Below are 12,630 nucleotides of genomic sequence, written 5' to 3'. Positions count from 1 at the left end.
CGGAAGCGCTTGCCGCGGACAAGCGGCAGGCTGGAGTCATGGCGAACACGCGCATCGTGACCGTGGGCGCACCGGATGATCTCGGCTTGCGGAAGGTCCTGATCGACGGCAGGTCGGTGGGCAGGGTCTGGTCCGAGGAGCAACTCCAGAGCCTCCTGAGGCGTGAGGGTATCGAGGACGGACACCCCGTCCGTTTCCTCGGCGAGGACGGCACTTACTGGCCCGACCAGGCGTGGAGCCGGCGAATCACCTGTGTGTGCCTGGTCTTCGGCCTCCTCGTGACGGGATGGCTGCTCTTCCGGATCGGAATAGCGGACAGTGGTGACGCCCTGACCTACGGCGGGCGCATCGCCGGATTCACCATTCTGGTCGTGGCCTTGGTGGAGGTGCTCGCCGCCGTGGCCGCCGTCGACTTCTGGATACTGCGGCTGTGGAGTTACTCGGGGGTGGTCGTTCTCATCGGAGTCGTCATCACCCTCCTCTGCAGTGTTTCTGTCGTTCTGCTGCAGATGGGCGAGCGTTTCACCGGCTACACCCTGATCGCGGTGGGCCTCCTCGTCTGGTCTTCGGTGGCCCTGGTCGAACTGGCCAGATGTCGGGCGTGGAAGGGTCTCACCATTCCCAGGAAGATCGCGATCGGGGTCTTCATCTCCACTCTTCTCGGCGTCGCCAACCTGGCCTACGCACAGATCTACGTTCCCTACGTGACGACCCCCTTGATCCAGAGCGGGGCCGAGTTCAGGGAGTCGAACCAGGTGAAGGAAGGGGCGTCGATGTTCGTGACGGCCCATCTGTATGTGAAGAACGCCGGACAGGTTCCCGTCTACGTCCTCGGCAGCAGCTACTGGCTCCATGGCGGCCCTGCGAGCGGTCCCGCCGAGGTGAAGACCGGCGAGTACAAATTGATCTACTACGGCGAGTTCGTCACCCCGGTCGGTCGCGTGTTGAATCCGGGAGAGGAAGTCGCACAGGACGTGGTCGTCGAGGTCACGGAGCCGGAGAAGCGCGGTTATGAGGCGATCAGGGCCCAGACCGAGGTGTACGTGATCAGGAAAGACAGAATGACCATGGCCAGTGATTTCAAGCGCGCCAACCTGGAAGGGAAGTGGCGCTTCGGAGTGATGTGCGAGCCAGGGGATCCGGGCGGTGCGACCTCGAGGTACTGGGCCAATATTTCGAACAGCAGCGAAATGTTGAACGTGACCCGAGGCAAGCAGCGCATCACCGTGTGGCGGGTCGACAGCGGCAACTGGCCGCGTGTCGACGTGCATGTGTCACCCCCGGGTGAACGGATCTCCTTCGTTCCCAACCTGCCCTTGGAGAACCAGGAGGCCAGTGAACGGTACGGCCTCTCGCAGGTGCGCGGCGCCACGGCGCAGACGCCGTACCGGGAGCTCCTGGAGAAGGCACGTGCCACCGAAAAGGGCGAGAGCCCGTCCACGCCCGCGCCCACACCGGCGCCCGCGCCCGCGCCGGCGCCCGCGCCCGCGCCCAAGTGAGCCGGTTACACCGGGGAGTCGGTGCGCAGCCGGGCGTGCAGGTGCTCGTCGTGCCAGCCGTCCGCGTGCAGGAGGGCGCCGCGCATGGTGCCCTCCAGGGGGAACCCGGCCTTCGTGGCGACGGCGCAGGAGGCCGGGTTGGCCACGGAGTGGGTGATGCGGACGCGGTGCAGGCCGAGGTCGTCGAAGGCCCAGCGGGTGACGTGCGTGGTGGCAGGGACCATGACGCCGCAGCCGCGGCCGGCGGGCAGCAGCCAGTACAGGATCTCGCCGCTGCCGCCGGGGAGGTCGAGGTCGGCGAGTCCGATCAGGCCGAGGGCGGGGCCGCCGGTGGCGGGGGCGATGGCCCAGATGGCGGCCTCTTCGGCCTGCCAGCGCTCGTGGAAGCGGGCGATCCGTTCCTCGGCCCCGGGGAGGTCGAGGCGGCTCGGGCGGTTCCAGTGGCGGATGTCGGGGTCGAGGAAGCAGTCGACCAGGGCGGGGGCGTCTTGCGGGGCCGCCCAGGGGCGCAGGCGCATGCCGTGCGGGAGGTCGAACTCCGGCTGGGGGAGTTCGCGCATCCGGCCGGCCGGGACCACGGGGGGTATCGAGTCGATCATGGACGCATCCTCGCGCACACGCCAGACCGGAGCTCGGCCCCGCGCCTCAAACGCCGGCGGGGCTGGATGTGGGCCCCGCGCCTCGAACGCCGGCGGCGGTGGGGGTGTGGTGAGGGCGATTGGGGCGGGGTTCTAGGGCTGGCGCAGACGGCCCAGGGGTTTCAGGGCGAGGCCCGTGAGGCCCGCGGCGCAGGTGCCCGCCGCGCAGAGCGCCGTGGCGGCCGTGGCCCCGCGGGCGTCGGCGAGTGCGCCGAGGGCGTTGTTGCCGACCACCAGCGCCAGGCTCTGAACGAGCGTCAGCGACGCCTGCAGCCTGGCCAGGTGGGTGCCCGGGGCGCCGTTCAGCACCAGCGGGCCGATGTGGCAGGCGAACATCCCAGAACCCGCACCGGTGACGATTGCCCCCGCAACGGCCACGGCGACGGCCGCGCCGGTCTCCCCGGCCAGCGCCACCGCGGCCACGCCCGGCGCCGCGACACACAGCCCCAGCGCCGCACCCCGGCCGATCCGGCGCACGGTGCCCCACCGCGAGACCGCCAGCGCCACGACGACCACCCCCAGGCTCTGGCCGCCGGCGATCAGGCCGGCGGCCCCGGCGCTCCAGCCGTGCTCCCGGGCCAGGAGCGGGTTCAGCAGGGACACCACCGGCAGGAGGAAGCACGCGGCGGCGGCCGTCAGCAGCAGCGCGGACCGCAGGACCGGGTCCCCCGCGGCGACCCGCACCCCGTCCGCCGCCCCGGCGAGGAGGCCCTCCCCGCGAGGGGACCGTTCCACGGGATGGGCCGGCCGGACGCGCAGGAGTACGACGAGGACGACCGCGAAGGTGCCCGCGTCGGCGAGCGCCGCGCCGGTCAGGCCGGCGGCCGCGACGAGTACGGCGCCCAGCGGAGCCCCGAGCAACGAGGCGACCTGCCCGGCCGCCTGCTGCACGGCCAACGCCCGAGGGAGCCGCGCCTCGCCCACCAGGCTGCGGGGCATGGACCCGGCGGCCGGCAGGTAGAACGCGTCGACCGTGCCGACCACGGCCGCGACCGTGACCAGGAGCCAGGGGGAGGGGTCCGGGCGCGAGCTCGCGAGGGCCAGCGCGAGCGTGGCCGTGAGCATCACGGCGTCCCCGACGACCATCACCCGGCGCGCACCGAACCGGTCGCCGACGGCGCCGCCGAGCAGCAGGAGCAGCGTCCGCGGGAGGGTGATCGCGGTCAGGACCAGGGCGCCCGTACCGCCGCCGTGGGCACTGGCCGCCCAGCCGAGGGCGAAGTACAGGACGGCGTCACCGAGCAGCGAGGCGCGGGTGCCGGCGAGCCAGACGAGGTACGCGCGGGGGAGGGCCGGGCGCGCCGGACCGTGCCGGACGGTGTCGAGGGAGGTCATGGCCGCCGACGCTAGGGCCCTCGACCAACTGGAGGGCAAGCTCCTGCGGCGCATTCCCTCCGGCGCGGTCATGGCAAGGGAGGGCGTCAGGTCAGGGCCGGTTCCCTGGGGGGCTCGGCGGCCGCGGCGGTCGCGTCCGGGTCGGTGTTGAGGTCGGTCAGCATCTGGCGGGTGAAGCCGAAGAAGTAGGTGGCGGCGAAGCCGACGAGGTAGCCGACGGCGAGGCCGCCCGCGTAGATGGCGAGGGTGACGCCGACGCTCGACCTGCCGTCGAGCAGGGGGAACAGGGCCCAGCCCGAGGGGCCGATGGCGGTGGAGCCGAAGGCAACACCGAGCTGGTTGAACAGGCCGACGAAGGCGCCGCCGGCCGCGCCGCCGACGCAGGCGGTGACGAAGGGGCGGCCGAGGGGGAGGGAGACGCCGTAGATGAGCGGCTCGCCCACGCCGAGGAAGCCGGCCGGGAGGGCGGACTTGATGGTGGCGCGCAGCGAACCGTTGCGCGGGAGCCGGCAGTAGACGGCGATGGCCGCGCCGACCTGGCCCGCGCCCGCCATGGCGAGGATGGGCAGCAGGACGGTGTAGCCGGACTGTTCGATGAGCGTGGTGTGGATGGGGATCAGGGCCTGGTGCAGGCCCAGCATCACGAGGGGAAGGAAGAGACCGCCGAGGACCAGGCCCGCGAAGGCGCCGCCGGTCGCGAGCAGCCGGTCGGCGAAGGTGCCGATGGCCGCCGAGGCCTCACCGGCGAGGAACATCAGGCCGAAGAGGGTGACCAGGCCCGAGATCAGGACGGTGAGGGTCGGGGTGACCAGGACGTCCAGGGCCTCGGGGACCCACGTACGGCACCACTTCTCGACGTACACGGCGAGCAGGGCCGCGGCGAGCGCGCCGAGGACGCCACCCTGGCCGGGGGAGAGCTGCTGGCCGAAGGCGTCGATCTTGGCGACGCCCGGGAAGACGATGATCGCGGCGACCGCCCCGCCCAGGATCGGCGTACCGCCGAACTCCTTGGCGGTGTTGTGGCCGACGAACACGGCGATGAGCGACATGAAGCCGGACGCGATGGCGGCGAGCGCCGGGACGACGGCGGGCAGCCGGCCCAGGTTCGTCAGCAGGCCGTTCAGCCCGGCGATGATGCCGCAGCCGATCAGCGCCGGGATCAGCGGGACGAAGATGTTCGCGATCCGGCGCAGGAGGAGCTTGAACGGGGTGGCGTTGCGGGCCTTCTGGGCCTCCTTCAGCGCCGCGCCCTGGGCCTGCAGGTCCTCCGCGGTGACGGCGTGCGGGGTGGGGGCGCCGGGGGTGACCGGGGCGGCGGGGGTAACGGGAGGGACGGGGGTGGCCGGGGTGGCCGCGCGGCCTTCCTCGACCAGTGCCTCGAACTCCGGGGTGACGCGGGCGACGGTGCCCGGGCCCAGCACGATCTGGTAGGTGTCGTCCTCGACCACGCCGAGGACGGCCGGGAGGGCCCGCAGGGCCTCGTCCTGGACCAGGGAACGGTCGCGCAGGGTGATGCGCAGTCGGGTCATGCAGTGCGCGATGGAGGTGACGTTGTCCGGGCCGCCGACCAGAGGAAGGATCGCGGCGGCTGTGGCGCGGTTCTTGTCAGTGGACATGTGGTGGTCGCCTTGCGTCGGGTGGTGGACGGGATGCGGGGCTTTCGGCAGCGGCTTCGGCAGGGAGCTTCGTCAGCGGGCTTCGGTGAGGGCCGCGCGGAGGTGGCCGTGCGAGGCGGCGAGCAGTTCGGCGGCCTTCGGGCCGTCGACGCCGCCGAGGATCACGAGGACGGCGTTCTTGACCTCGCCGTCGGTGGCGGCGAGCGCGGCCTCGATCTCGGCGTCGGGCGCGCCGGTGGCCAGCGCCACGATGCGGCGGGCGCGGGCGCGCAGCTTCTCGTTCGAGGAGCGCATGTCGACCATCAGGTTCCCGTAGGTCTTGCCCAGCCGGATCATGGTGATCGTCGAGATGAGGTTGAGGACCAGCTTCTGGGCCGTACCGGCCTTCAGGCGGGTGGAGCCGGTGAGGAGTTCGGGCCCGACGACGACCTCGATGCCGTGCTCGGCGGCCGCGGCGAGGGCGGAGCCGGCGTTGCAGGAGAGCCCGACGGTCAGCGCGCCGCGCGTACGGGCGAAGGCGACGGCGCCGATCGCGTACGGGGTGCGGCCGGAGGCGGAGATGCCGACGACCGTGTCGTCCGGGCCGATCCCCAGCGCGGTGAGGTCCGCGGCGGCCAGCTCCGGCGAGTCCTCGGCGCCCTCGACGGACGTGACCATGGCGGAGCGGCCGCCCGCGATGAGGCCGACGACGTCGGCGGGGTCGGTGTTGAAGGTGGGCGGGCACTCGCTGGCGTCCAGGACGCCCATCCGGCCGGCCGTGCCGGCGCCCGCGTAGACGAGGCGGCCGCCGCGGGCCATCCGTACGGCGATCGCGTCGATCGCGGCGGCGATGTGCGGGAGCTGGGTGGCGACGGCGGCCGGGACGGTGGCGTCCTCGGCGTTCATGGTGCGGGCGATGTCGAGGGTGGACAGCCGGTCGATCTCGGCGAGGTCCTGGCGGAAGGCCTCGGTGGTGAGGGTGTCCAGCTGGGCGCGGAGGTCTGCGTGTGCGGTCATCGGTGGGGCGGGCTCCTTGGCGGGTGGTGGGTGGTGGTCGGCGGGCGGGCTGAGCTTCACGATCGGGGCTCCGCCCCGGACCCCGCGCCTCAAACGCCGGCGGGGCTGGGGTGGCGGGTGGGGGTGGTCAGCGGGGCGTGTGGCGGTGGGCCAGGGCTTCGTAGGAGGCGGCGAGGGCGGGGGCGGCGGTGTCGTACGTGCGCTGGGCGACGCCGACGAAGAGGCAGTCGACGACGAGCAGTTGGCTGGTCCGGCTGGACATGGCGGCCGGGCGCAGCTGGGTCTCGCGGGCGGCGGAGGTGGCCAGTACCAGGTCGGCGTAGTGGGCGACGGGGGCGTTCGGGCGGCCCGTGAGGGCGAGGGTGGTGGCGCCGCGCTCGAAGGCGACCCGGAGCGGCTCGATCACGTCGCCCGTGGAGCCGGAGTGGGTGATCGCGACGGCGACGTCGCCGGGGCCCAGCTGGACGGCGCCCGTGACGGCCAGGTGGGGGTCGCCGTGGGCGTGCGCGACGAGCCCGATGCGCAGCAGCTTCTGGGCGAGGTCCTGGCCGACGAGGGCGGAGGCGCCGACGCCGTAGACGTCGATGCGGCGGGCGGTGGCGAGGGCGGTGACGGCGGCGGCCAGCTGGGTGAGGTCGAGTCCGGCGGCGGTGTCGGTGAGGGTCTGCGCCTCCTCGTGGGCCAGCTTCGCGACGACGTCGGCGAGCGGGTCGTCGACGGCTATGTCGACGGTGACGGCGGGGGCGGCGCCGGACTCCTGCTGGGCGGCGAGGGCGGCCAGCGCGAGGCGCAGGTCGCGGTAGCCGGGGTAGCCGAGGAGGCGGGCGGCGCGGACGACGGTGGCCTCGCTGGTGCCGGTGTGCGCGGCGAGACCGGAGACGGTGAGACGTGCGCAGCCGGCCGGGTCCGAGGCGACGGCCTCGGCGACGGCCCGCACGGAGCGCGTCATGGACGGAGCGAGGCTCCGTACCCGGGCCCGGAGGGCCGAGGGCGCGGGGGCGGGCCCGGTCCGTGTCTCCGTCTTCGGACGCGGAGTGAAAGTTTCTTTCGTGTTCTCGATCACACCTGAAAGTTATTTTCGGTGATGGTGAGCGTCAATACGCCATACGGCCCCTGCAAAGAGGGCCTTCGTCGCCGGGCCTCCTCAGGTCCACAATGGGCCCATGGACCACGCAACCCCCCTGGAACAGGCGCTGCACGTCGCCCGTGCACTTGTTCTCGCCGATCTCGCCGCCGGCGAGGTCGCCGACGCCGATGTCGTCTCCCTCGTCGAGGACTCGGTCACGCACCGCCGGTGGTGGGTGGAGCAGTGGCCGGAGGGCGTCGACTACCTCGCCGGGCTCGTAGCCCAGGACGTGCAGGACGCGCTGCTGGAGAAGTACGGCCGCTGGCCGCTGTGCCCGGTCTGCACCCACGGCGATCCGCACGCGCTGGACGTGGAACCGGAACTGGGACCCGACCCGCACTGGGTGTGCTCGGAGGCGGGCGTGAAAGTGGCCGCGGTCGGCGGCCTGGGCCCCGTCTTCGGTCTCCGGTGAGCCGCCCGTGACCGTCTACATCGACCCGCCGACCTGGCCGGGCCACGGCCGCATGTGGTCCCACCTGGTCAGCGACGTCTCGTACGAGGAGCTGCACGCCTTCGCGGCCCGCATCGGCTGTCCGCCGCGGGCCTTCGAGCGGGACCACTACGACGTGCCCTCGTACCGGTACGCGGACGCGGTCGGCGCGGGCGCCGTGGAGATCGGCAGCAAGGAACTCGTCCGCCGGCTCACCGCGGCCGGCCTGCGCCGCCCGAAGGGCCGCCCGGCGGCCTAGCTGGGCGGGCGGGTGGATGCTCCGGCATCGAGGCCGTCCTGGCCGGGATCCGCATCCCCCGACGCGGTATTGGCAGGGCCCCGTCCCGCTCGACGCGGCGATCAGGGCAGCTCGTGCACGATCGGAGCAGCTCGCGCACGATCAGGGCAGCTCGTGCACGACCAGGCGCGACTGCTTCCCCGAGAAGGCGCTCCGCAGGTCTCGGGCCTCACGGTTGCGGGCGGCGAAGACTCCTCGTTTGTCCACGTGCACGACCAGGACGTCATGGCTGTCGATGACCTCGGAGATGCCCCGCGTCTGGATGGTGTCCCGCCAGGCTTCGGTGTTCCGACCGAACCAATCCGGCAGTCCGCAAGGCTCGGCCACGGCGTCCCAGAAATCATCGAGCGTCTCGATCGGCCTGCCTCGCAGGTCGACCACCAGTTCCGACTCGGTCCTCTTGGCCATCACGACAGAGTAATCGGCCCGCTTCCGAGGCGTCGGAGCTGCCAGGAGACAGGCCCGGACGTCAGGAGCTCGGCTTCGGGGCCGGGGTCGCGGGTGCGGACGGCTCCGGGACGGTGTTGGGCTGGGCCGCCGGCGGGAGGTCCCAGACGTGGTCCGGGGTCGCGATCCTGGTGACCGCGTTGGCGATGAGGGAGCTCAGGCTGCCGAACTTCCCGTCGACGTCGGAGTTCACCACGATCACCATGGTGGCGCGGGCCTGCGGGAGCCGGACGGCGATGGTCTCGTAGCCGGGCAGCTCGCCGTTGTGGCCGATCCAGCCGTCGAGCTCGGCGATGCCGAGCCCGTAGCCCACGTCGGGGTGCCCGGTGGGCAGCATGCGCAGCCGCTGGGCCTGGGTGCCCGGCTCCAGCAGGCGGTCGCCGTCGGGCAGCTTCCCGGTGACCAGGGTCGGGACCCAGGAGCGCAGCTCGTCCATGGTGGAGATCATCGCGCCGGCCGACCAGCCCCAGGAGGGGTTCCAGGTGGAGGCGTCGACGGTCGCGCCGTTCGGGGTGAAGTTCGTGTAGCCGTGCACGTACGGGGACGCGATCTCCGCTCCGGTCGGCAGCGAGGTCGCGTCCAGGCCGGCCGGTTCGAGGACGTGCTGCTGCAGGTAGGTGTGCAGGGGCTGTCCGCCTACCTTCTCGACCAGCAGGCCGAGCAGGACGGTGTTGGTGTTCGAGTACTCCCAGCGCGCTCCCGGCGCGAAGCCCGCCGGGTGCCGGAAGGCGATGTCCAGCAGCTGCCGCGGGGTCCAGGAGCGGTGCGGGTCGGCCTTGAAGACGGCCGTCCAGCGGGGGTCCTCGGTGTAGTTGTAGAGGCCGCTGCGCATGTCGGCGAGCTGCCGGACGGTGATCTCGTCGCCGCCGGGCACGCCGTCGAGGTACGTCGAGATCGGCGCGTCGAGCCGTACCTTCCCGTCGTCGACGAGCTGGAGGACGGCGGTGACGGTGAACGTCTTGGTGACACTGCCGATGCGGGTGTGCATGTCGGTCTTGATGGGGACGCCGGTGGCCTTGTCGGCGGTGCCGAAGGCGCGCACGTAGGGGTCTTCGCCGTCGATCCACAGGCCCACGCCCACACCGGGGATGGCGGCCTTGCGCATGGCCGCGGTGATCGCGTCGTCGAGCTGCTCGGCGGTCGCCGGGTCGATGTCGGCCCGGCCCGGCGGGGCGGACGCGGGGGCCTGGCCCGCGCACAGCGCGGTCAGCAGCAGGGAGGCGGCGGCCAAGACGGTGGGCGTGCGGTACCGGCCCATGGAGCATCACCTCTGACGCACGTCCCCGAGCGGTCCCCTGGTCCCCGAGCGGACCTTCCCATCGTAGGAAGCCGGGTCCGGAGCGGCGACCGGGACCGGAGCCGGGGCCGGGGCCGGGACCGGGCCGGAGCCGGGACCGGGTCAGGCGCCCGCCGGGGCCCCCGCGGGCGCCGCGGCGCGGCCCGGGGCCGGGCTGCCCGAGGCGACCACGCGGGTCGGGTGGGGCGGCGTACGGCGGTCCAGGCGCAGGGCGACCACGGCGAGGGCGATGGCGGTGACCGTCATCGCGCCGCCGGCCCAGGCGGTGGCGGCGAAGCCGAGGCCCGCGTCGATGACGGTGCCGCCGAGCCAGGGGCCGCCGGTGTTGCCGAGGTTGAAGGCGGCCGTGGTGGTGGCGCCGGCCAGGGTCGGGGCGGCGCCGGCCACGTTGAACATGCGGGCGTTGAGCGCCGGGGCGGTGAAGAAGGCCGAGAAGCCGATCAGGAAGGCGAGGGCGACCACCGCGACCTGGAACGAGGCCAGCAGGGCGAGTGCGCCGAGGAAGACGGTCGAGGCGGTGATGCCCCAGATCATCACGCCGAACAGGTGCGCGTCGGCGACCCGGCCGCCGACGGTGGTGCCGGCCAGCGCGCCGGTGCCGAAGAGCGCGAGGACCCACGGGACCCACCGGGAGTCCAGCCCGGCCACGTCCGTGAGCAGCGGTGACAGGTAGCTGAAGGCGCAGAAGACGCCGCCCGCGGCCAGCGCCGTGACGGCGATGGAGAGCCAGACCTGGCGGTCGCGGTAGATGCGCAGCTCGCGCCCGAGCGAGGGCTTCTCGGCGGGCAGCGGGATCTTCGGGATCAGCGCCAGGATGCCGGCGAGGGCGACCGCGGAGGCCGCTGCGACCGACCAGAACGCGGAGCGCCAGCCCAGGTGCTCGCCGAGGAAGGCGCCGGCGGGCACGCCGAGGACGTTGGCGATCGACAGCCCGCCGATCATGACGGCCATCGCGCGGGCCCGCTGGTCGCGGTCGACCATGGCGATGGCGACGGCCGCGCCCACGGCCCAGAAGCCGGCGCAGGCGAAGGCCGAGACGACGCGGGAGGCGAAGAGGAGCTCGTACGTGGGGGCCAGCGCACCCGCGACCTGCCCGAGGCCGAAGAGGCTGATGAGGGCGATCAGGGTGGTGCGGCGCGGCAGCCGCAGGGTGGCCACGGCCAGCAGCGGCGCGCCGACCACCATGCCGATCGCGAAGGCGGATATGAGCAGGCCCGCCTGCGGGATGGTGACGCCCATGTCCTCGGCGATCGGTGGCAGCAGCCCGGAGAGCATGAATTCGCTGGTGCCGAGCGCGAAGACGGACAGTCCGAGGACGTAGACGGCGACGGGCATGCGGGGGCGTGCGGCATCTGCGGGCATGACTGTCACCAACCAGCGCGAAAGCGATCACATTCCCCCGGGGGTTTCGGAGGCCTCGGGGGTGTCGGGCGCATCGGAGGCTTCGGAGCCGTCCGGGGCCTCCAGTGCGGCGAGCTCGGCGGCGAGGTTGGCGCGGGCCGGGGCCTCCCAGTGCGCGGCGCCGTACGGCGTGCGGAAGAGCCGGGGCAGGTCGAGCAACTGGCGCAGCACGGCGGCGCGGCCGGTGCGGAAGGCCTCGTCCGGGACGAACCCGTACTCGGCGCGCACGGCGGCCGCGTAGGCGGCGTAGGCCTCCGGGGCGCCGGCCAGGACGGCCAGGTCGGCGTCGCAGAGGACCTCGCCGTCGGTGTCGCCCGGGGCGGGGTCGTGGGTGACGGTGAGCCGGACCAGCCGGGCCACCTCGGCGGTGCGGGAGGCCCCCACCCCCAGCTCGGGGAGGGCGCGCTCGGCCAGGGCGGCGCTGCGCTCCTCGTTCTCGGAGCGGTCGGGGCGGTAGACGGCGTCGTGGAACCAGGCGGCGAGCTGCACGGCGGCGAGGTCGGCGGCGTGCGGAGCCAGTACGTCGATCCGCGCGAGTACGTCGGCCAGGTGCGCGGTGGTGTGGTAGCGGCGCTGCGGCTCCGCCCAGGCGGCGAGCAGGCGCTCGGCGTACGGGTCGGGATCGCGGTCGGCGCCGGCTCCGGCGGCGGTGACGGTGGCCCGCCAACGGGCCCGGAGGGCCGTGGTGTCGGGGCCGGTGCTGCGGGGGGTGTCGCGGTGCTGGGTGCCTGTGTCCATGGGCACATTGTGGGGGTGGCGTGATTGTGCTGGTGGAGCCCGGGTGGAGGCCCGTACCCTGGATATTGGACTAGACCTATTTTTCCTACCGGACGAAGGACGGCAACGAATGAGCAACCGTGCGCTCCTGGAGGTGATCGCCCTCGACGCGGAGGACGCGATCGCGGCCCAGGCCGGTGGGGCGGACCGACTCGAGCTGGTCACCGACATGGCCGCCGACGGGCTCACCCCGCCGCGCGAGACCTTCGCGGCGATCAGGGCGGCGGTCGACATCCCGCTGCGCGTGATGCTCCGCAAGACGGACGGCTTCGCGGCGGGCGACGTCTCCGTCCTGGTCCGCGCGGCCCGCGAGCTGCGGGCGGAGGGCGCGCAGGAGTTCGTCCTCGGCTTCCTGAACCCGGACGGCACCCCCGACCTGGCCGCCGTCGAGGCGGTCGTCGCGGAGCTGGCCGGCTGCCGTTGGACCTTCCACCGGGCGATCGACCGCGCGGCGGACCGCGACCAGCTGCGCAAGGCGCTGGCCGACCTGCCCGGGCTGGACACGTACCTGACCGCCGGCTCGGCGGCCGGGGTCGAGGAGGGACTGCCGGTGCTGGTCGCCGAGGCGGCGCGGCGGGGCGAGCCGGGGTACGGGGCGCGGATGCTGGTCGGCGGCGGGCTGACCCTCTCGCACCTGCCGGCACTGCGCTCGGCCGGCCTCGACGCGTTCCACATCGGCGGCGCGGCCCGCCCCTCAGGGTGGGACCACCCGGTCTCGGCCGAAGCCGTCGCCGAATGGCGCGCCGCCCTGACCTGACCCCAGGGCCGGG

13 protein-coding genes are annotated in these 12,630 nt (G+C 73.3%); 4 read left to right on the top strand and 9 right to left on the bottom strand.

Features of this window, described 5'->3' with window-relative positions; all coding sequences use genetic code 11:
• Nucleotides 1–38: 38 nt before the first annotated feature.
• Nucleotides 39–1,499, top strand: a complete 1,461-nt coding sequence (locus tag ACZ6JT_RS25315; RefSeq protein WP_469213085.1) for a hypothetical protein — start codon at nt 39–41, stop codon at nt 1,497–1,499.
• A 5-nt stretch (nt 1,500–1,504) separates the two neighbouring features.
• Here ACZ6JT_RS25315 and ACZ6JT_RS25310 read toward each other — a convergent pair whose 3' ends face one another.
• From ACZ6JT_RS25310 to ACZ6JT_RS25290, 5 genes are all read right to left on the bottom strand, one after another.
• The gene (locus tag ACZ6JT_RS25310; protein ID WP_469213083.1) at nt 1,505–2,098 is read right to left on the bottom strand and encodes a GNAT family N-acetyltransferase; all 594 of its coding nucleotides are present in this window, start codon (nt 2,096–2,098) and stop codon (nt 1,505–1,507) included.
• A 132-nt stretch (nt 2,099–2,230) separates the two neighbouring features.
• Nucleotides 2,231–3,472 (bottom strand): MFS transporter, encoded by a 1,242-nt coding sequence (locus ACZ6JT_RS25305; protein WP_469213081.1) that lies wholly within the window; start codon nt 3,470–3,472, stop codon nt 2,231–2,233.
• A gap of 86 nt (nt 3,473–3,558) precedes the next feature.
• Entirely contained in the window at nt 3,559–5,088 is a 1,530-nt protein-coding gene (locus tag ACZ6JT_RS25300) for a PTS transporter subunit EIIC (RefSeq protein ID WP_469213079.1), read from the bottom strand.
• A gap of 72 nt (nt 5,089–5,160) precedes the next feature.
• Nucleotides 5,161–6,084, bottom strand: a complete 924-nt coding sequence (gene murQ, locus ACZ6JT_RS25295) for an N-acetylmuramic acid 6-phosphate etherase (RefSeq protein ID WP_469213077.1) — start codon at nt 6,082–6,084, stop codon at nt 5,161–5,163.
• A gap of 127 nt (nt 6,085–6,211) precedes the next feature.
• Complete coding sequence (locus ACZ6JT_RS25290; protein ID WP_469213290.1) at nt 6,212–7,144, bottom strand: MurR/RpiR family transcriptional regulator; 933 nt, start codon at nt 7,142–7,144, stop codon at nt 6,212–6,214.
• A gap of 103 nt (nt 7,145–7,247) precedes the next feature.
• Between ACZ6JT_RS25290 and ACZ6JT_RS25285 the strand changes: the two genes are divergently transcribed.
• Together ACZ6JT_RS25285 and ACZ6JT_RS25280 are read left to right on the top strand one after the other, a co-directional pair.
• Nucleotides 7,248–7,622 carry a hypothetical protein gene (locus ACZ6JT_RS25285; RefSeq protein ID WP_361759131.1) on the top strand — a complete coding sequence of 125 codons (375 nt, stop codon included), beginning with the start codon at nt 7,248–7,250 and terminating at the stop codon, nt 7,620–7,622.
• A gap of 7 nt (nt 7,623–7,629) precedes the next feature.
• Nucleotides 7,630–7,899: a DUF4031 domain-containing protein gene (locus ACZ6JT_RS25280; protein WP_383569849.1), complete on the top strand. Its 270-nt coding sequence runs from the start codon at nt 7,630–7,632 to the stop codon at nt 7,897–7,899.
• A 141-nt stretch (nt 7,900–8,040) separates the two neighbouring features.
• Here ACZ6JT_RS25280 and ACZ6JT_RS25275 read toward each other — a convergent pair whose 3' ends face one another.
• The 4 genes from ACZ6JT_RS25275 to ACZ6JT_RS25260 form a co-directional block, all read right to left on the bottom strand.
• Nucleotides 8,041–8,346, bottom strand: a complete 306-nt coding sequence (locus ACZ6JT_RS25275) for a barstar family protein (protein WP_469213075.1) — start codon at nt 8,344–8,346, stop codon at nt 8,041–8,043.
• Between the two features lie 61 nt (nt 8,347–8,407).
• A complete protein-coding gene (locus ACZ6JT_RS25270) occupies nt 8,408–9,643 on the bottom strand; it encodes a serine hydrolase domain-containing protein (protein WP_469213073.1) in 1,236 nt (411 codons plus the stop codon).
• A gap of 141 nt (nt 9,644–9,784) precedes the next feature.
• Nucleotides 9,785–11,017 carry a Cmx/CmrA family chloramphenicol efflux MFS transporter gene (locus ACZ6JT_RS25265; RefSeq protein ID WP_469213288.1) on the bottom strand — a complete coding sequence of 411 codons (1,233 nt, stop codon included), beginning with the start codon at nt 11,015–11,017 and terminating at the stop codon, nt 9,785–9,787.
• 54 nt (nt 11,018–11,071) lie between these two features.
• Entirely contained in the window at nt 11,072–11,821 is a 750-nt protein-coding gene (locus ACZ6JT_RS25260; protein ID WP_469213071.1) for an HD domain-containing protein, read from the bottom strand.
• Nucleotides 11,822–11,930: 109 nt separating this feature from the next.
• Here ACZ6JT_RS25260 and ACZ6JT_RS25255 point away from each other — a divergent pair, with 109 nt between their 5' ends.
• Entirely contained in the window at nt 11,931–12,617 is a 687-nt protein-coding gene (locus ACZ6JT_RS25255) for a copper homeostasis protein CutC (RefSeq protein WP_469213069.1), read from the top strand.
• Nucleotides 12,618–12,630 lie beyond the last annotated feature (13 nt).

This window comes from Streptomyces sp. NPDC046308, assembly GCF_055588065.1.
Note: the sequence above shows the minus strand (reverse complement) of the source record. Positions and strands in the feature narration are given on the sequence as shown.